This is a genomic window from Georgenia sp. 311, assembly GCF_006151955.1.
Taxonomy (GTDB): Bacteria; Actinomycetota; Actinomycetes; order Actinomycetales; family Actinomycetaceae; genus Oceanitalea; species Oceanitalea wutianyii.
Genome location: NZ_VDFS01000017.1, coordinates 80,828 through 99,374 on the forward strand (window position 1 = coordinate 80,828; position 18,547 = coordinate 99,374).

An 18,547-nucleotide genomic window follows, 5' to 3' on the forward strand; every position below is an offset into this window, starting at 1 on the left:
CACCCCCCGACCCCGTACCCGCTCCGACGGCAGCCGGCTCCTCCGCCGGCTCCTCGTCGCGCTTCTCGGCGCGCTCGCGGGTCTCTCCCTCGTCCCGGCGGCCGCCTCGGCCCAGGACCAGGTCCTCACCTGGACGGCGGGCAACCCCGTCGACCGCTACCTCTCCGCGCCGTCCACGGCGGTCGCCGGTCCGGCGACGATCATCTTCGACAACAGCGTGGCCGCCGGGAACACCATCGGCATGCCGCACACGCTCACCTTCGACACCTCGACGCCGGGCTACAACCACGACGTCTCGCTCAACATCGTCGCCAACCCGTTCGACGCCCAGGGCGGGCGCCACGAGGCGCAGGTGACCCTGACGCCGGGCAAGTACCGCTACTTCTGCACGATCCCGGGCCACGGGATGATGGTCGGCGAGTTCACCGTGACCGGCGACGACCCGGGCGACCCGGACCCGGACACCACCGCGCCGGCCGTCACGGCCACCGTCACCGGTGACCAGGACGCCGACGACAACTACGTCGGCTCCGCCACCGTCACCCTCGCCGCCACCGACGACGGCTCCGGCGTCGACACCGTCGAGTACTCCCTCGACGGCGGGGACTGGACCGCCTACACCACCCCGCTCACCGTCTCCGCGCCGGGCGAGCACACCGTGGCCTACCGGGCCACCGACGTCGCGGGCAACACCGCCGACGGGTCCGTGGACTTCACCGTCGTCGCCGAGGACGTCCCCGACCCCGACACCACCGCCCCCGAGGTCAGCGCCACCGTCACCGGTGAGCAGGACGCCGACGAGGCCTACGTCGGCTCCGCGACCGTGACCCTCGCGGCCACCGACGCCGACTCCGGCGTCGACACCGTCGAGTACTCCCTGGACGGCGGGGACTGGACCGCGTACACCACGCCGGTCGTCGTCTCGGAGCCGGGTGAGCACACGCTCGCCTACCGGGCCACCGACGTCGCCGGCAACACCGCCGACGGGTCCGTGACCTTCACCGTCGTCGCCGAGGACACCCCCGACCCCGACACCACCGCCCCCGAGGTCAGCGCCACCGTCACCGGTGAGCAGGACGAGGACGACGCCTACGTGGGCTCCGCGACCGTCACGGTGAGCGCCACCGACGCCGACTCCGGCGTCGACACCGTCGAGTACTCCCTGGACGGCGGGGACTGGACCGCGTACACCGCGCCGGTCGTCGTCTCCACGCCCGGCGAGCACACCGTGGCCTACCGGGCCACCGACGTCGCCGGCAACACCGCCGACGGCACGGTGACCTTCACCGTCGTCGCCGAGGACACTCCCGACCCCGACACCACCGCCCCCGAGGTCACCGCGACCGTCACCGGCGAGCAGGACGAGGACGACAACTACGTCGGCTCGGCCACCGTGACCCTCGCGGCCACGGACGCCGACTCCGGCGTCGCCATGGTCGAGTACTCCCTCGACGGCGGGGAGTTCACGCACTACCACACGCCGGTCGTCGTCTCGGAGCCGGGTGAGCACACGCTCGCCTACCGGGCCACGGACGTCGCGGGCAACACCGCGGACGGCACGGTGAGCTTCACCGTCGTCGCCGAGGACACCCCCGACCCCGACACCACGGCCCCCGAGGTCAGCGCCACCGTCACCGGTGACCAGGACGAGGACGACGCCTACGTCGGCTCGGCCACCGTCACGGTGAGCGCCACCGACGCCGACTCCGGCGTCGACACCGTCGAGTACTCCCTCGACGGCGGGGACTGGACCGCCTACACCACGCCGGTCGTCGTCTCGGAGCCGGGTGAGCACACCGTGGCCTACCGGGCCACCGACGTCGCGGGCAACACCGCGGACGGCACGGTGAGCTTCACCGTCGTCGCCGAGGACGTCCCCGACCCCGACACCACCGCCCCCGAGGTCAGCGCCACGGTCACCGGTGAGCAGGACGAGGACGACGCCTACGTCGGCTCGGCCACCGTCACGGTGAGCGCCACCGACGCCGACTCCGGCGTCGACACCGTCGAGTACTCCCTCGACGGCGGGGACTGGACCGCGTACACCACGCCGGTCGTCGTCTCGGAGCCCGGTGAGCACACGCTCGCCTACCGGGCCAGCGACGTCGCCGGCAACACCGCCGACGGCACGGTGACCTTCACCGTCGTCGAGGACGTCAGCGAGCCGGGCGAGTGCTCCGACACCCGCGCGACCGTCGTCATCGGCGGGGTCGACACCGGGGTGGAGAACGTCGACACCGCCGACGGCTGCCTCAACGACCTCATCGACGAGGACGGTGACCACGCCACGCACGGCGCGTTCGTCCGCCACGTCGGTGACGTCCTGCGGCCGCTCGCGGCCGACGGCGTCATCACCCAGCGCGAGCTGGGCGCGGTCCTGCGCGCCGCCGTCCGCTCCGACGTCGGGCGGCAGTAGCCACCCGTCTCCCACGCCGACAGCTGGATCCTGCCCCGTGCAGGATCCAGCTGTCGGCATCTTGGGGGCTCGTCGCCTCCGACCCGGGCATCGGGTCGATACTCGCCGAAGGCGCGGACGTCGGCCTGCCGCTCGCGGCCGACCGCGCCTGGCTGCTGCCCCAGCCCTGACTAACGGCGCCGCCCACGTGCACAGGACCTGCACGGGCCAGACCTGGCCCGTGTCGGAGGGCAGGCGTACCGTCGAGACAGGTACGTTCCCGAGGAGACCCCCATGGCCCGCAGCACCTGGCACCGCTGGCTCCCGGCCGGCGCCGTCGTCGCGCTCATCGCCGGCACGGTGACGATCACGTCGCAGGCAGGCGCCGTCGACCTGCCCGACAAGTCGCCGCAGGACGTGCTCGCCATGCTCGCCGAGAACGACGTCACCGCCTTCTCCGGCACCTTCGAGACGAGCACCGACCTCGGGCTGCCGCTCCCCTCCGACCTCGACCTCGGCCCCGGCAGCGCGGACCTCGAGGACGCAGACCTCCCCACGGCCGCGCCAGAGGAGGACGGCGCGCAGGCCCAGGAGGCGCTGTCCGCGCTCGCGCTCCTGTCCGGGGACAACACCGGCCGCGTCTTCGTCGCCGGCCCGGGAACGATGCGACTGCAGCACCTCGACGGCCTCGACGAGCGCAACCTCGTCCTCACGCCGCAGGACGCGTGGTTCTACGACTCGCAGACGAACGAGGCGCTGCACGTCCTCCTGCCCGACACCTCGGGCCTGCCGGAGCCGCCCGCGCCGGACGGCCCGCTGCCCACCCCGCAGGACCTCGCCGAGATGGCAGTGGAGTCCCTCGAGCCGAGCACCGGCCTCACCGTGGGCCAGGACGAGAGCGTCGCCGGTCGCGACGCCTACACCCTCACCCTCACGCCCCGCGCGCAGGAGACGCTCGTCGGCTCGGTGACCATCGCCGTCGACGGCGAGAACGGCTTCCCCCTCGCGGTCACGGTGACGGCGCGCGGGCAGTCCGAGCCCGCGCTGCACGCCGCGTACACCGAGATCGACTTCTCCGCGCCGGACGCCGCGCTCTTCGACTTCACCCCGCCGGCCGGTGCGGCCGTCGAGGAGGAGGTCCTCGAGCTGCCCGACCTCGCCGCCCTCGAGGAGGAGCACGACGCCGCCACCGCGCCCGAGGGGCAGGTGCTCGGCGAGGGCTGGGCCTCCGTCCTCGAGACGCAGGTCGGCGGGCTGCCGGACGACCCGCTGCTCGACCAGCTCACCGATCCCGTCCCCGGTGGCCGGGTGCTGTCGACCTCCCTGCTCACCGTCCTGCTCACCGACGACGGCCGTGTCCTCGCCGGCGCCGTCACCCCCGAGCACCTGCTGGCCCTCGCGGGCCGGTGAGCGACCTCGCCGTCCGCACAGACGGCCTGACCAAGCGCTTCGGCAAGCAGCTCGCCGTCGCCGACCTCGACCTCGCGGTCCCGCGCGGCAGCGTCTTCGGCTTCCTCGGCCCCAACGGCTCGGGCAAGACGACGACCATCCGCATCGTGCTCGGGCTCGCGTCCGCCACCGCGGGCCGGGTCCAGGTGCTCGGGCAGGACATGCCCGGCTCGCTCAGCCGGGTGCTCCCCCGGGTCGGGGCGCTGGTCGAGGGCCCTGCCGCCTACCCGTTCCTCTCCGGCGAGGCGAACCTGCGGCGCCTCGACGCCGCCGACCGGCACGCCCCCGCCGCCACCCGCGCGCAGCGCGTCGCGGCGGCCCTGGACCGGGTGGGCCTGGGGAACGCCGGCGGCAAGCGGGTACGCGCCTACTCCCTGGGGATGAAGCAGCGCCTGGGGATCGCCGCGGCCCTCCTCGTGCCGCGCGAGCTCCTCGTCCTGGACGAGCCGACCAACGGCCTGGACCCGCAGGGCACCCGCGAGGTGCGCAACCTCGTCCGCTCGCTCGCCGAGGACGGCGCCACCGTCGTCGTCTCCAGCCACCTGCTCGCCGAGGTCGAGCAGGTCTGCAGCCACGCGGCGGTCATGCGCCACGGCCGGCTCGTCGCCCAGGGGAGCCTGGAGGACCTGCGCAGCCGCGGCCGCTCCCGGCTGCGCGTCCTCACGCCCGACCCCGCGGTCACGCGGGCCGAGCTCGCCCGCCTCGGCCTCGGTCTGACCCCGGTCACCGCTGACGCCCAGCGCGACGGCCACCACGACACCGGCCACGAGCGCACCGCGGACGGGGCGGCCGTCGTCCTCGCCGACCTGCCCGAGGACGCTCCCCTGCCCGAGACGCTCGCCGAGGCGCTCGTCGCGGCGGGGGTCCGGCTGCGCGGGTTCGGCGTGGTCCAGGAGACGCTCGAGGACCGCTTCGTCGCGCTCACCGGGGAGGGGTTCGACGTTGCCCAGTGACACCGCCACGCGCGGCAGCGGCAGGCCCCTGCTCGCCTCGGAGCTCGGGCTCGTCCTGCGCCGCCGCCGCACCCTGGCGATGCTCCTCGCGCTCGCCGCGATCCCGGTGCTCATCGCCGTCGTCGTCAAGGTCGCCTCCGACCCGCCCGCGCCGGGGCAGGGGCCGCCGTTCCTCGACCGGGTGACCCAGAACGGGCTGTTCGTCTCGATCACCGCCCTCGTCGTGACGATCCCGCTGTTCCTGCCCCTCACCGTCGGGGTCGTCGCGGGCGACACGGTGGCCGGCGAGGCGAGCCTCGGCACCCTGCGCTACCTCCTGCTCGCCCCCGTCGAGCGCGGGAGGCTGCTCCTGGTGAAGTTCGCCGGGGCGGCCGTCTTCTGCCTCGCGGCCACGCTGAGCATCGTCGTCGCCGGGTCGATCGTCGGGGCGCTGCTCTTCCCGGTCGGGCCGGTGACCCTCCTGTCCGGCGACACCATCGGGGCGTGGGAGTCGCTGTGGCGAGCCCTGCTCGTCGCCCTGTACGTCACGTTGTCCCTGCTCGGGCTGACCGCCGTCGGGCTCTTCATCTCCACGCTCACCGTCGTGCCCGTGGGCGCGATGGCCGCCACAGCCGTGCTCGCGATCGTCGTCCAGGTCCTCGGGTCCCTCGACCAGCTCGCCTGGCTCCACCCGTGGCTGCTCAGCGAGTACTGGCTGGGGTTCGCCGACCTGCTGCGCCAGCCGGTCGTGTGGGACTCCTTCGGGCGCAACGCCCTCCTCCAGCTCGGCTACGTCGCCGTCTTCGGGGCGCTCGCCTACGGCCGCTTCACCACCAAGGACGTCCTTTCCTGAGGGCCAGTGGCCGATCCCACTGCCCGGGTGGGCCCGCGCCGGGCTGAGAGCCGTCGCTGTGCCATTACAGTAGCGGCCACGTATATCCCGATCCCCGAAGGACCATGGACGAATCCTGTAGTACCAGCACCCAGCTCATCGCCACCGCCGATCCCAGGAGGTGTGCCCGATGACCTGGGTGCTCTCCCTGCTTCTCGGGATCGTCGTGATCCTCGTGATCACCGCGGCTACGGGCTACTTCGTCGCCCAGGAGTTCGCCTACATGGCGGTCGACCGCTCCCGGCTCGCCGCTCGCGCCGAGTCCGGTGACGCCAACGCGACGCGCGCCCTGCAGGTGACCCGGCGAACCTCCTTCATGCTCTCCGGCGCACAGCTCGGCATCACCGTCACGGCCCTGCTCGTCGGCTACGTCGCCGAGCCCCTCGTCGGGCAGGCGCTCGGCGAGGCCCTCGGTGGCGTCGGCGTGCCCACGGGTGTGGGCGTGGCCGTCGGCACCGTCCTCGCGCTCGTCTTCTCCACCATCGTCCAGATGCTCTTCGGCGAGCTGTTCCCGAAGAACCTCGCCATCGCCCGCCCCGAGGGCGTGGCGCTGTGGCTGGCCCGGTCGACGAACCTCTACCTCGCCGTCTTCGGCTGGCTCGTCAAGGTCTTCGACGCCGCGTCCAACGCCCTGCTGCGGCTGCTGCGCATCGAGCCGGTCCACGACGTCGAGTACTCCGCGACCGCCCGCGACCTCGAGCACATCGTCGCCGACTCCCGCGCCAGCGGTGACCTTCCGGCCGACCTCTCGATGCTCCTGGACCGCATCCTCGACTTCCCGCGCCAGGACGTCGAGCACGCGATGATCCCCCGCGCCCGCGTCGACGTCGTGCGCGCCGACCAGCCGGTGAGCGAGATCCGTGCGCTCATGGCGGGCGGCCACTCGCGCTACCCGGTGCTGGGCGAGGACGACGACGTCATCGGCGTCGTCCACCTCGTCGACGTCCTCGACGGCCCCGTCCCCGAGGGCTCCACGGCGGCCAGCCTCATGCGTCCCGCCCTCATCCTGCCCACGGCGATGGCGCTGCCGGACGCGCTGCGTGAGCTGTCCACGAGCCGCAACCAGATGGCGTGCGTCATCGACGAGTACGGCACCTTCACCGGCGTCCTCACGCTCGAGGACCTCGCCGAGGAGATCGTCGGTGAGATCACCGACGAGCACGACTCCCCCGAGTCGCCCGGGCTCGCGCCCCTCGAGGACGGCACCTGGACGATGGCCGGTGACGTGCACATCGACGAGGTCGAGCGCGCGATCGACCACGACCTGCCCCGCGGGGACTACGAGACGATCGCCGGCCTCGTCATCGAGTCCCACGGCTCGCTTCCCGAGGTCGGCCAGACGGTGACCGTCGACCTGCCGCCGGACCCGGCCAACCTCGTGCTGCCCGAGCCGCCACCGGACAAGCAGCTCCACATCGAGGTGCTCGAGGTCGAGCGGCACGTCCCCGCCCTCGTGCGGGTGACGCTCGCCGACAAGCCGCAGGCCGAGGACGAGGAGAGCGACCGATGAGCAACCCCTGGGTGGTCGCCCTCGCGACCGTCGTCATCATCGCGCTCAGCGCGTTCTTCGTCGCCGTCGAGTTCGCCCTCCTGGCCGCCAAGCGGCACCGCCTGGAGGACGCCGCCGCGACCAGCCGCGCGGCGCGCGCCGCGCTGCGCAGCGCGAGCGAGCTCACCGTGCTCCTCGCCGGCTCCCAGCTCGGAATCACCGTGTGCGCCCTCGCGCTCGGTGCCATCACCAAGCCGGCCGTGCACCACTGGATCACGCCGCTGGCCAGTGACCTCGGCGCGCCCTACTGGGTGGCCGACGTCGTCGGCTTCGTCCTCGCGCTCGTCATCGTCACCTTCCTCCACCTCGTCGTCGGGGAGATGGCGCCGAAGTCGTGGGCGATCGCCCACCCGGAGAAGTCCGCGACGATGCTGGCCCTGCCGATGCGGGCGTTCATGGTGCCCACGCGACCCATCCTCGTCGCCCTCAACAGCGCCGCGAACTGGTGCCTGCGCAGGGTCGGCGTCGAGCCGGTCGAGCAGGTGGGCAACGGCCAGAACCCCGACGACCTGCGCCACCTCGTCGAGCACTCGGCGAGCGTCGGCGCGCTGGAGGTGGCGTACTCCGCCCAGCTCTCCGGCGCGCTCGACCTGCGCCGGCTGACCATGTCCGACCTCGTCGCCGGCCGCTCCGCTCCCGTCACCGTGCCGGGCGACGCGACCGCGGGCGACGTGCGGCGAGTGGCCCGCGAGTGCGGCCACCTGCGCATCCTCGTCCAGGAGCCGGGCTCGCCCGCGCCGACGGGCGTGGTCCATGTGCGCGACACGCTGCTCCTCGCCGACGACGACCCCGTCACCGAGGCGGTGAAGCCGTCCTTCGAGCTCGCGGCGGACACCCCGCTGCACACCGCGCTCACGCGGATGCGGGAGACGTCCAACCACCTCGCCGTGGTCCAGCTGCCGGAGGGGCGGACCGCCGTGGCCACGATGGCCGACGTCCTCGCCCGCCTCTTCCCGCGGACGACCGCCGCCGCGCAGGCCGCCGCCGCGCAGCCGGTCCCCAGCGCCACCTGACAGGCCCCCTCCCCGCCGCGAGCCCCGGTTCCCGGCGGGGAGGCCCCCTGTCCTTCTCCCCCTCCCCCCTCCCCTCGCCGCCCAGCCCTTCTTCCCGCGAGAGCTGGATTCTGCACGCGTTCATCGAGGGGTAGCGTGCGGTGATGGAGGTGCGCTGGGCGGGGGTGTCCGACGCTGCGGTGGTCGCGCGGCTGCTGCACGACTTCAACACCGAGTTCGACACGCCCTCCCCGGGCGTCGACGTCCTCGCCGCTCGGCTCACCGAGCTGCTCCCGGCGGGACGGACGACGGCGCTCCTCGCCGGGGACCCGGCCGTCGCCGTCGCCCTCCTCACGTCCCGCCCGAACGTCTGGTACGACGGCCCGGTGCTGCTGCTGGACGAGCTGTACGTCGTCCCCGACCGCCGCGGGCAGGGCATCGGCTCGACGGTCCTCGACCGCCTCCTGGCCGACGCCACCGCCGCGGGCGTGGCCCTCGTGGAGATCAACGTCGACGAGGCCGACGTCGACGCGCAACGCTTCTACGAGCGGCACGGCTTCCGTGGCGGGGACGTCGCCCCCGACGAGCGCGCCTTCTACTACTCTCGTGAGCTGCGCCCACCGTTGGGTCCCGACGGCGCCTGAGGACGCCCCCGCTCCCCACTACGGTGGGAGCAGTCGGCGACCGGACGGAGGAGACCCCATGAGCCTGAGCGAGCTGCTGCGGGACGGGACGTGGACGACGCCGCCGGAGTCCGTCGCCGTCGTCGGCGAGGAGCTGCACGTCACCGCCGTCGAGGGCAGCGACGCCTGGCGGCACACGTCCTACGGCTTCGTGCACGACACCGAGCACGCCCTGCTCCAGCCGCTGCCCGCCGGCCGCGCGCTCGAGGTGGCCTTCCACCTCGACTACCGCGAGCAGTTCGACCAGGCGGGCCTGTTCCTCCGGGTCTCCGACACGGAGTGGGTCAAGGCGGGCGTCGAGGTGTCCGACGGCCTGCCGCAGGTCGGCGCGGTCGTCACCCACGGCCGGTCGGACTGGTCGGTCGCGCCCGTCCCCGGCTGGGCCGGCCGTGTCGTCACCGTCCGCGCGAGCCGGCTGGGGGACGCGGTCACGGTCCGCGCCCGGGTCGACGGCGAGCCCTTCCGCCTCGTGCGCCTGGCGTACCTCGACCCGTCGGCCGAGGTGAGCGCCGGGCTGTACTGCTGCGCCCCCACCCGCGCCGGACTCACCGTGCGCTTCGTGAGCCACGAGCTCACCGACCCGGACGTCTCACTCCACTGAGTCGGCGAGCGCCTCGCGCAGGCGGGCGGCGTACTCGGCGGCCTCGCCCGGCGCGTACTTCGTGCGCGGCCAGAAGAAGCCGCGCAGGCCGTCCCCCTTCGTCCGCGGGACGACGTGGGCGTGCAGGTGCGCCACGCTCTGGCTCACGACGTTGTTCATCGCGACGAACGTCCCCTGCGCGCCGAGCGCGGGCGGCACCACCGCGGACAGCGTCCGCAGCGTGGTGAGGAACGGGACGACGAGCGCGTCCGGGAGGTCCGGCAGGGTGACGACGTGCGTGCGCGGGACGAGGAGCACGTGCCCCTTGAACACCGGCCGCGCGTCGAGGAAGGCGACGACGTCGTCGGTGGCCAGGACGACCTCCGCCGGCTCGCTCCCCGCGGCGATCCGGCAGAAGAGGCACGCGACGTCGCCGGCCACCGTCACCGCTTGACGACGGTGTTGCCGAAGCGGCCGATCCCCTCGACCTCGACCTCGACGCGCTGGCCCGGCCGCACCGGCCCGACGCCGGCGGGGGTGCCGGTGAGGATGATGTCGCCGGGGAGCAGGGTGAAGACCGTCGAGACGTAGGCGATGAGCTCGGGCACGGAGCGGACCATCTGCGACGTCCGCCCGTCCTGGCGCAGCTCGCCGTCGACCCAGGCGCGCACGGCGAGGTCGGAGACGTCGAGGTCGACGGTGAGGAACGGGCCGGTGGGGCAGGAGGTGTCGAACGCCTTGCCGCGCGTCCAGGTCACGTCCGCGCGCTGGGCGGCGCGGGCCGTGACGTCGTTGGCGACGGTGTACCCGAAGACGTGGTCGAGGGCCTTGTCCACCGGCACGTTCTTGGCCATCCGGGAGATGACGACGGCGAGCTCGGCCTCGTGGTCGACCTCCTCCGCGTAGCCGGGGACGACGATCGGGTCGTCCGGGCCGGTGACGGAGGTGTTCGGCTTGAGGAAGAGGATCGGCTCGTCGGGCACCTCGTTGCCCATCTCGGCGGCGTGCTCGGCGTAGTTGCGCCCGACGCCGACGACCTTCGAGCGCGGGATGACCGGCGAGAGGAGCCGCACGGAGTCGAGCTCGACGCGCTCCCCGGTCGTGGTGACCGGCATGAACAGGGGGTCGCCCTTGAGCACCACCAGGTCCGTGGAGCCGTCCTCGAGGATGCCGTAGCGGGGGCTGTCCCCCGTGGTGAAACGAGCGATACGCATGGGCTCACCGTACCCGGGCGCGGCGGGCGTCGGCCGCTCAGCCCTCGACGGGCGGCAGACCGGTGACCACCGTGAGGTCGAGGGGCACGTGGGGCAGCTCGTGGCTGTGCAGGACCTGCCCGCTGAGCAGGTCGACGACGTGCAGCGCGCGGGCGGCGGGGTCGGCGACGTAGGCGAACCCCTCGACGGCGACGAGGACGGGCGCCGGCTCCTGCCCCGACCACGCGCCACCGACGGTGACCTGGCCGAGCTGCTCGCCGCTGAGGTCGTCGACCGCGCGCAGCACGCCGTCGGTCGTGAGGACGAGCGCCTCCCCGTAGGGGCCGCGGGCGAGGGAGCGGGGGCCGTAGCCCGCCTCGAGCCCGACGGTCCGCACGCTGCCGGCCGCGGTGTCGACGAGCGAGAGCCGCTGCGGCGCCGCGCCGTCCAGTCCCGGCGCGTACCCGCCGAGGACGACGGCGGAGAGGGGCGAGCCGGCGAGGACGGCGGTGCCCGGCGTCTCCTCGGCCGTCGGCCGGGTGAGGGCGCCGTCGCGCAGCACGAGCGGCCCGTCGGCGCAGCCGACGACGACGGCGCCGCCCGCGGCGCCCTGCGCCCCGGCCGGACCGGGGCACGGTGCCGTCGCGACCTCCGCGCCGGCATCGTCGAAGAGCGCGACCTCGGCCGCGGCGTCGGTCCCGCGGCCGACGAGCATGCCGCCCTCGGCCAGCGGCACGACCAGGCCGGTGTCGGACCGCGCCGCCGTCCACGTGTGCACCGGCGGCGCCCCGGAGCCGAGGAGGTGGTGGCCGAGGACGAGGACCTCCCCGTCCTCGCCGACGACCGCCGTGTTCCCGGCGTTCGTCACGGCGCGACCCCCGCCGGGCACGACGTCGCCGGTGAGCCCCGCGCGCCACAGCAGGTAGTGGGCGTGGTCGCCGTGCGCCTCGGCCTCGACCCCGGTGTCGTAGACGTGGTGGCCCTCGGGCGTGGCGACGAGGACGTGGCGGCCGTCGAGGGACGGGGACAGGCCTCCGACCCCGGCGAGCGGGACGTCGTCGAGGACCTCACCCGAGGCGCTGTCGAGCACGAGGAACCCGCCCTCGTGACCGACGAGGACGCGCGGGGCGAGCTCGTCGACCTCCTCCGACCCGTCGGGCGGCGCGGCGGAGGGCGTGAGGGTGGGCTCGGGACCGGCCGGGGCGACCTCCTGACCGCACCCGGCGAGGACGGCGAGCAGGGCGGCGCCGGCGAGCGCGCGGCGCAGGGGCGTGGGCACGGACACGGTCCTCCTTCGTCGGTCGAACACGGCCCGGCGTGCAGGCCCGGGGACATCGTAGGGAGGAACCACCACGACATCCGGGGCGTCCGGCACGAGGGACGCGACGGACGCCGCAGATCCGGCCCGGCCGCGGGACGCGGCGCCTACTGTGGACCGGGTGAGAGAACGGATCGTCGGCGTCGACATCGCGCGAGGGCTGGCCGTCCTCGGCATGTTCGTCGCCCACCTGGGGCACGGGACGCCGGACGGGCAGCACTCCCCCGCGTGGTTCGTCGTCGCCGACGGGCGCCCGTCGGCGATGTTCGCGATCCTCGCCGGGCTGTCGATCGCGCTGTTCACGGGCGGGCGCACCCTCCCGCGCGGCCCGGCGCTGGTCCACGGCTGGCTGCGGATCGCCACGCGGGCCGTCGTCGTCTTCGTCATCGGGCTGCTGCTCACGGCACTGGACACGCCGGTCGCGGTCATCCTGCCGTCCTACGCGGTGACGTTCCTCCTCGTCGCGGCGTTCATCGCGCTGCCGCCCGCCGCCGTCGGCGTCATGGCGCTCACCGCGGCGGTGGTCGGCCCGACGCTCCTCGCCGCGCTCCTGTACCCCGGCGCCGACGGAACCGCCCCCGTCCAGGCCGGGCTGGGTGACAACGCGCTCCTCGACCTCGTCCTCACCGGCTACTACCCCGCCATCGTGTGGATCACCTACATGCTGCTCGGCCTGTGCGTCGGGCGCCTGGACCTGCGCTCGCCACGGGTCCAGGCGGTCATGGGGGCGACCGGCCTGGGGCTGCTGCTCGTCGGGTACGGCGGTGGGGCCTGGCTGAGCTCGGTGGTCCGCCCGACGACCGAGCTCGCCTACCAGCTCCTGCGCACCGACCCGCACGCCGACTCCACCTTCGAGGTCCTCGGAAACTGCGGTGTGGCGCTCCTCGTGCTCGCCGTCGTGCTCGCCCTCACGACCCTGCCGGCGACGGCGCGGGTGAGCCGCGTCCTCCTCCACCCGCTCGCCGCCACCGGGGCGATGGCGCTCACCGCCTACTCCGCGCACATCGTCGTCATCGCCCTGCTCGGCAACGGCGTCGTCTGGTACACCGAGTCGAACGCGGTGCTCGTGTGGTTCGTCGTCGTCACGCTCGTCGTGTGCACGCTGTGGACGCGGTTCGTCGGACGCGGCCCGCTCGAGATGCTCATGCGCCTGGTGACCGTGGGCCCCTACCGGGCGCCCGTCGAGCAGAGCCGGGTGTGAACGGCGCAGCCCGCGGGCGGGCATGCTCGGACGTGACGGGCGCCACAACTCGGGGCCCCGTTCTCTTGCGCCACTCCTCGCGGACCGCGAGCATGAACGGAGGACGGACGACCCGAAGGGACTCCTTGTGGCATCGAGCACGTTGACCGCGGACACACGACGCGCGGCACTGGCACAGATGAGCGACTCCGACGGGCTGGACGTGCTCGTCGTCGGCGGCGGGGTCACGGGCGCCGGTATCGCGCTCGACGCCGCCACCCGCGGCCTGCGGGTCGGGATCGTCGAGGCCCAGGACTGGGCCTCGGGCACCTCGAGCTGGTCGAGCAAGCTCGTCCACGGCGGACTGCGCTACCTGCAGATGCTCGACTTCAACCTCGTCCACGAGGCCCTCACCGAGCGCGACCTGCTCATCAAGCAGCTCGCCCCGCACCTGGTCAAGCGGGTGCCCTTCCTCTACCCGCTCGAGCACCGCGTGTGGGAGCGGGCCTACGTCGGCGCGGGCGTCGCGCTGTACGACGCGCTCGCCGGCATCGCACCCGGCAGGCGGGCCATGCCGCTGCACCGCCACCGCAGCCGCACCCGGATGGAGCAGCTCTTCCCCGACCTGCGTCACGACGCCGCGATCGGCGCGGTGCAGTACTGGGACGCGAGCGTCGACGACGCCCGCCTCGTCACGACGATCATCCGCACCGCCGCCGCCTACGGCGCGCTCGTCGCCAACCGCGCGCAGGTCGTCGACCTCACGAAGGACGAGAGCGGCCGCGTGAGCGGCGCGACCGTCCTGGACCTGGAGACCGGGGAGCGCCTGGCGGTCAAGGCCCGCCAGGTCATCAACGCCACCGGCGTGTGGACCGAGGAGACCGAGGCGCTGTCCGACAGCGACGGCGGGCTGCGGGTGCTCGCCTCCAAGGGCATCCACATCGTCGTGCCGCGCGAGCGGATCCGTGGCGACGTGGGCCTGATCCTCCAGACCGAGAAGAGCGTCCTGTTCATCATCCCGTGGTCCCGCTACTGGATCATCGGGACCACGGACACCCCCTACGAGCACGACCTGCGCCACCCGGTGGCCACCCGCGCCGACATCGACTACGTCATCGACCACGCCAACGCGGTCCTCAAGACCCCGCTGACCCGCGAGGACGTCATCGGCACGTACGCCGGCCTGCGCCCGCTGCTCCAGCCGGGCACCAAGGAGGGCACCTCCTCGGCGAAGGTCTCCCGCGAGCACACCGTCGCCTCCCCCGTGCCCGGCCTCACCGTCATCGCCGGCGGCAAGCTCACCACCTACCGGGTGATGGCCAAGGACGCCGTCGACTTCGCGCTCGGCGACGAGGCGGCCCGCCTGCCCTCGATCACCGACCGGATCCCGCTCCTCGGTGCCGTCGGCCTGCGCGCCGTGCGTCGCCGGGCCCACCGCTACGCCGCGAAGTACGGCTGGTCCGCGGCGATGGTCGACCACCTGCTCCACCGTTACGGCTCGATGCTCGAGGATCTCATCGACATGGTCGAGAAGCAGCCGGACCTCGCCCGTCCGCTCGAGCACGCCCCCGCCTACCTGCGGGTCGAGGTCGCCTACGCGGCGCGCGAGGAGTCCGTCCTCCACCTCGAGGACGTCATGGTCCGCCGTACCCGCCTCGTCTACGAGGTCCGCGACCGTGGCCTGGCCGCCGCGCCGGAGATCCTCGACGTCATCTCCCCGATCCTCGGATGGGACGAGGAGAACCGCGCCCGCGAGCTCGACGCCTACACCCAGGCGTGCGAGGCGGAGGAGGCGGCGGCACAGGCGCCCGACGACGCCGCCGGCGAACGTGCCCGGCAGCAGGCGCCGGACATCGTGCCCATGGAGGCACTGCCGCCCGCCTGACCCCAGACCCCTGACGGCGCAAGGCCGCGCCGTCAGGTACACCAAGAAGGAGAGGACAACGTGGACTTCTCAGCGATCTTCCTACCCGAGCTCCTGGGGACAGCGATGCTGACCCTGCTCGGTTGCGGCGTCGTCGCCAACGTCGTGCTGCCGCGCACGAAGGGCAACGGCGGGGGGTGGCTCCTCATCAACTTCGGATGGGGCCTCGCCGTGTTCGCCGGCGTCTTCATCGCCTACTCCACCGGCGCCCACATCAACCCGGCCGTCACGGTCGGCCTCCTGGCCGGCGACCTGCCCTTCTTCGCGGGCAACGAGGAGCTCGGGCTGCCCGCGATCGACAACACGTTCAGCAACGCCCTCGTCTACTTCCTCGCCCAGTTCATCGGCGCGTTCATCGGCGCGGTCGTCATGTGGCTCGCCTACAAGAAGCACTTCGACCTCGAGGCCCCGGCACCCTCCAAGCTCGCGGTCTTCGCCACCGGGCCGGAGGTGCGCAGCTACGGCTGGAACGTCGTCACGGAGGTCGTCGGCACGTTCGTCCTCGTCTTCGTCATCGTCGCCTTCGGCTTCACGCCGTCCGGCCTCGGGCCCCTCGCCGTCGCGCTGCTCGTCGTCGGTATCGGCGCCAGCCTCGGTGGTCCCACCGGGTACGCCATCAACCCGGCCCGTGACCTCGGTCCTCGCATCGCCCACGCGCTCCTGCCGATCCGGGGCAAGGGCGCCAGCGACTGGGGCTACTCCTGGGTGCCGATCGTCGGCCCGCTCGTCGGTGGCGCGCTCGGCGGCCTCGCCGGCGTCCAGCTCCTGTGACCCCTCCCTCCCAAGGCCAAGCAACCGTCCACCGCGAAAGGACAGCCATGCCCGACTACGTGCTCGCGATCGACCAGGGGACGACGAGCTCCCGCGCGATCGTCTTCGACCACTCCGGCACCATCGTCTCCACGGGCCAGAAGGAGCACGCGCAGATCCTCCCCCGCGCCGGCTGGGTCGAGCACGACCCCATGGAGATCTGGGGCAACGTCCGGGAGGTGGTGGGCCTCGCACTGACGCGCGCCAACCTCACCCACCGCGACATCGCCGCCGTCGGCATCACCAACCAGCGCGAGACCGCCGTCGTGTGGGACCGCACCACCGGCAAGCCGGTCTACAACGCGATCGTCTGGCAGGACACCCGCACCCAGCGCATCGTCGACGAGCTCGCCGGCGACGAGGGTCCGGAGAGGTACAAGCGGCAGGTCGGCCTGCCGCTCGCCACGTACTTCTCCGGCCCGAAGATCACGTGGATCCTCGACAACGTCGACGGGGCCCGCGAGAAGGCCGAGGCGGGCGACCTCCTGTTCGGCAACACCGACTCGTGGGTGCTGTGGAACATGACCGGCGGCACGGACGGCGGGGTGCACGTCACCGACGTCACCAACGCCTCGCGCACGATGCTCATGAACATCGACTCGCTCACCTGGAACGAGGACATCGCGCGCGACATGCGGATCCCCATGTCGATGCTCCCGGAGATCCGCTCCTCCTCCGAGGTGTACGGCGAGGGCCGAACCGGCGGCCTCGTGCCCGGCGTGCCGATCTCCGGCATCCTCGGTGACCAGCAGGCGGCGACGTTCGGGCAGGCGGCCTTCGAGGTCGGCGCCGCGAAGAACACCTACGGCACCGGCAACTTCCTCCTGCTCAACACCGGCACCGAGCTCGTCCACAGCGAGAACGGCCTGCTCACCACGGTGGGCTACAAGATCGGTGACCAGCCTCAGGTGTACTGCCTCGAGGGCTCGATCGCCGTCACCGGCTCCCTCGTCCAGTGGCTGCGCGACAACCTCGGTCTCATCCGCTCCGCCCCGGAGATCGAGCAGCTCGCCGAGACGGTGGAGGACAACGGCGGGGCCTACTTCGTCCCGGCGTTCTCCGGGCTCTTCGCGCCGTACTGGCGGTCCGACGCGCGCGGTGCTCTCGTCGGCCTCACCCGGTACGTCAACAAGGGCCACATCGCCCGGGCGGTGCTCGAGGCGACGGCCTACCAGTCCCGCGAGGTGGTCGACGCGATGAACGCCGACTCCGGCGTCGACCTCAAGGAGCTGCGCGTCGACGGCGGCATGGTCGCCAACGAGGCGCTCATGCAGTTCCAGGCCGACATCCTCGGCGTCGACGTCGTGCGCCCGAAGGTGGCCGAGACGACGGCGCTCGGCGCGGCGTACGCGGCGGGCATCGCCGTCGGGTTCTGGAAGGGCGAGCAGGACGTCGTCGACAACTGGGCCGAGGACAAGCGCTGGACCCCGCAGATGGACGAGGCCGAGCGCGAGCGTCTCTACCGCAACTGGAAGAAGGCCGTGACGAAGACCTTCGACTGGGTGGACGAGGACGTCGAGTAGTCCTTCCCGCCCATCGCGGCAGGAACGGGGACGGGGCCACCGCAGGGTGGCACCGTCCCCGTTCCCGTCCCCGCGACGAGTTCGACGCCCGGGCCCGGTCTGCAACGGGTGGGACGGGCGGACGGACACGACCGGGAGGATGGTGAGGACGATGGACGAGGAGGGGACCTTCCGCGTCTCGCGCGAGATCGACGCGCCTCCGGAGGAGGTGTGGCGGGCGTGGTCGGAGCCCGACCTCGTGCGGCGGTGGTGGGGACCGACCGGGTTCTCCTGCCCGCGGGCCGAGGTGGACCTGCGCGAGGGCGGCTCGGCCCTCGTGAGCATGCAGGCACCGCCCCAGTACGGCGGCGGGCTCACGCACAACCGGTGGACCTACGGGACCGTCGACGTGCCGTCCCGGCTGGAGTTCGTCAGCACCTTCACCGACGCCGACGGCGCGTACATCTCGCCACTCGAGGCGGGGATCCCCCCGGGCGTGCCTGAGGAGGTGCCGCACGTCGTGGTCCTCGAGCCGCTCTCCGGTGGGCGCACGCGGGTGACCGTGACCGAGCGGGGTTACCTCGGGGCCGAGGCCGCCGCCCTGTCCCGCACGGGGCAGGAGCAGTGCCTCGAGCGGATGGCCGCCCTGTTCACCCGCGAGCGCGGCTAGCTTGCGCGTCCCGGGGATTCTGAACAAGGACGACGCCGAGCTGCCTGCCCGGAGGCGTGCGGCGATCTCGAGTCCGCCAGGCGCGGGTCACGCACGTCGGCGTCTCGCCTGGTGGAACACGGCCCCGAGAGGGGTTGGCGGGTCAACCGTCGTGTCGTAGCGTCGTTCGCGTCGGGGTCACCGTCTGGTGCCCCGAGTCGATTCGCGGAGCCGCTCCGCGAGGTGGAGGACACACCATGACCGTGCACACGAGTGCCAGGCAGCTTCTCGCGCCGCGCCCGTCCGTGTGCATGTGTCGGCGCACCGTCGCGTCGATGTGTTGTTGTCCCGCCTGAGGCGCTGATCCCGCGGGACACCGACCCCGCCCGCCTCACCCGGCCGCCCTCGTGCGGCCCGGTCCCTCGCGCCTGCGCGGATCGTCCGCGCCGGCCGTCCCCGACCCACCCGTGAGGTCCTCTCGCGCACCCCCGCACATCGG

Annotated in this window: 16 protein-coding genes; 13 read left to right on the top strand and 3 right to left on the bottom strand. The window is 73.2% G+C overall.

Annotated elements, in window-relative coordinates:
• The 8 genes from FHE66_RS02470 to FHE66_RS02500 all read left to right on the top strand — a co-directional run.
• Positions 1–2,416 (top strand): plastocyanin/azurin family copper-binding protein (locus tag FHE66_RS02470; protein ID WP_176554612.1); only part of this gene is annotated, 2,416 nt, incomplete at its 5' end.
• A 273-nt stretch (positions 2,417–2,689) separates the two neighbouring features.
• A complete protein-coding gene (locus FHE66_RS15290; RefSeq protein WP_176554613.1) occupies positions 2,690–3,805 on the top strand; it encodes a DUF2092 domain-containing protein in 1,116 nt (371 codons plus the stop codon).
• Positions 3,802–4,797 (top strand): ABC transporter ATP-binding protein, encoded by a 996-nt coding sequence (locus FHE66_RS15805; protein ID WP_255303581.1) that lies wholly within the window; start codon positions 3,802–3,804, stop codon positions 4,795–4,797. Before FHE66_RS15290 ends, FHE66_RS15805 begins: the two co-directional genes overlap by 4 nt.
• Positions 4,787–5,629, top strand: a complete 843-nt coding sequence (locus FHE66_RS02480) for an ABC transporter permease (RefSeq protein WP_230976415.1) — start codon at positions 4,787–4,789, stop codon at positions 5,627–5,629. The genes FHE66_RS15805 and FHE66_RS02480 overlap by 11 nt, the downstream gene beginning before the upstream one ends.
• Positions 5,630–5,798: 169 nt before the next feature.
• Positions 5,799–7,178, top strand: coding sequence for a hemolysin family protein (locus FHE66_RS02485; protein WP_139071410.1), 1,380 nt, complete (start codon positions 5,799–5,801; stop codon positions 7,176–7,178).
• Positions 7,175–8,230, top strand: a complete 1,056-nt coding sequence (locus FHE66_RS02490) for a CNNM domain-containing protein (RefSeq protein WP_139071411.1) — start codon at positions 7,175–7,177, stop codon at positions 8,228–8,230. Before FHE66_RS02485 ends, FHE66_RS02490 begins: the two co-directional genes overlap by 4 nt.
• A 143-nt stretch (positions 8,231–8,373) precedes the next feature.
• On the top strand, positions 8,374–8,853 hold the full coding sequence (locus tag FHE66_RS02495) for a GNAT family N-acetyltransferase (protein ID WP_139071412.1): 480 nt from the start codon (positions 8,374–8,376) through the stop codon (positions 8,851–8,853).
• A 58-nt stretch (positions 8,854–8,911) separates the two neighbouring features.
• Entirely contained in the window at positions 8,912–9,493 is a 582-nt protein-coding gene (locus FHE66_RS02500) for a DUF1349 domain-containing protein (RefSeq protein WP_139071413.1), read from the top strand.
• Here FHE66_RS02500 and FHE66_RS02505 read toward each other — a convergent pair.
• From FHE66_RS02505 to FHE66_RS02515, 3 genes are read right to left on the bottom strand one after another with little or no spacing between them, the layout of a single operon-like run.
• Positions 9,482–9,913 carry an HIT family protein gene (locus tag FHE66_RS02505; protein ID WP_218013588.1) on the bottom strand — a complete coding sequence of 144 codons (432 nt, stop codon included), beginning with the start codon at positions 9,911–9,913 and terminating at the stop codon, positions 9,482–9,484. The genes FHE66_RS02500 and FHE66_RS02505 overlap by 12 nt on opposite strands.
• Before the next feature lie 2 nt (positions 9,914–9,915).
• Positions 9,916–10,686, bottom strand: a complete 771-nt coding sequence (locus FHE66_RS02510) for a fumarylacetoacetate hydrolase family protein (RefSeq protein WP_139071415.1) — start codon at positions 10,684–10,686, stop codon at positions 9,916–9,918.
• A gap of 37 nt (positions 10,687–10,723) precedes the next feature.
• A complete protein-coding gene (locus tag FHE66_RS02515; RefSeq protein ID WP_139071416.1) occupies positions 10,724–11,950 on the bottom strand; it encodes a hypothetical protein in 1,227 nt (408 codons plus the stop codon).
• Positions 11,951–12,104: 154 nt separating this feature from the next.
• Here FHE66_RS02515 and FHE66_RS02520 point away from each other — a divergent pair, with 154 nt between their 5' ends.
• The 5 genes from FHE66_RS02520 (at position 12,105) to FHE66_RS02540 (ending at position 18,069) form a co-directional block, all read left to right on the top strand.
• Positions 12,105–13,184, top strand: a complete 1,080-nt coding sequence (locus tag FHE66_RS02520; RefSeq protein WP_139071417.1) for a DUF418 domain-containing protein — start codon at positions 12,105–12,107, stop codon at positions 13,182–13,184.
• 178 nt (positions 13,185–13,362) lie between these two features.
• Positions 13,363–15,048: a glycerol-3-phosphate dehydrogenase/oxidase gene (locus tag FHE66_RS02525; protein WP_230976416.1), complete on the top strand. Its 1,686-nt coding sequence runs from the start codon at positions 13,363–13,365 to the stop codon at positions 15,046–15,048.
• 60 nt (positions 15,049–15,108) lie between these two features.
• Positions 15,109–15,858 (top strand): MIP/aquaporin family protein, encoded by a 750-nt coding sequence (locus FHE66_RS02530; protein WP_139071419.1) that lies wholly within the window; start codon positions 15,109–15,111, stop codon positions 15,856–15,858.
• Between the two features lie 47 nt (positions 15,859–15,905).
• Positions 15,906–17,420 (top strand): glycerol kinase GlpK, encoded by a 1,515-nt coding sequence (glpK, locus tag FHE66_RS02535; RefSeq protein ID WP_139071420.1) that lies wholly within the window; start codon positions 15,906–15,908, stop codon positions 17,418–17,420.
• Between the two features lie 151 nt (positions 17,421–17,571).
• Positions 17,572–18,069, top strand: a complete 498-nt coding sequence (locus tag FHE66_RS02540) for an SRPBCC domain-containing protein (RefSeq protein WP_218013589.1) — start codon at positions 17,572–17,574, stop codon at positions 18,067–18,069.
• The last annotated feature ends 478 nt before the right edge of the window (positions 18,070–18,547 follow it).

Excerpts from the sequence above, each read along its gene's own strand:
- FHE66_RS02540 (WP_218013589.1), top strand. The coding sequence starts at position 17,572 with ATGGACGAGGAGGGGACCTTCCGCGTCTCGCGCGAGATCGACGCGCCT.
- FHE66_RS02490 (WP_139071411.1), top strand. The coding sequence starts at position 7,175 with ATGAGCAACCCCTGGGTGGTCGCCCTCGCGACCGTCGTCATCATCGCG.
- FHE66_RS02510 (WP_139071415.1), bottom strand. The coding sequence starts at position 10,686 with ATGCGTATCGCTCGTTTCACCACGGGGGACAGCCCCCGCTACGGCATC.
- FHE66_RS02525 (WP_230976416.1), top strand. The coding sequence starts at position 13,363 with ATGAGCGACTCCGACGGGCTGGACGTGCTCGTCGTCGGCGGCGGGGTC.
- FHE66_RS02495 (WP_139071412.1), top strand. The coding sequence starts at position 8,374 with ATGGAGGTGCGCTGGGCGGGGGTGTCCGACGCTGCGGTGGTCGCGCGG.
- FHE66_RS15290 (WP_176554613.1), top strand. The coding sequence starts at position 2,690 with ATGGCCCGCAGCACCTGGCACCGCTGGCTCCCGGCCGGCGCCGTCGTC.
- FHE66_RS02500 (WP_139071413.1), top strand. The coding sequence starts at position 8,912 with ATGAGCCTGAGCGAGCTGCTGCGGGACGGGACGTGGACGACGCCGCCG.
- glpK (WP_139071420.1), top strand. The coding sequence starts at position 15,906 with ATGCCCGACTACGTGCTCGCGATCGACCAGGGGACGACGAGCTCCCGC.
- FHE66_RS02485 (WP_139071410.1), top strand. The coding sequence starts at position 5,799 with ATGACCTGGGTGCTCTCCCTGCTTCTCGGGATCGTCGTGATCCTCGTG.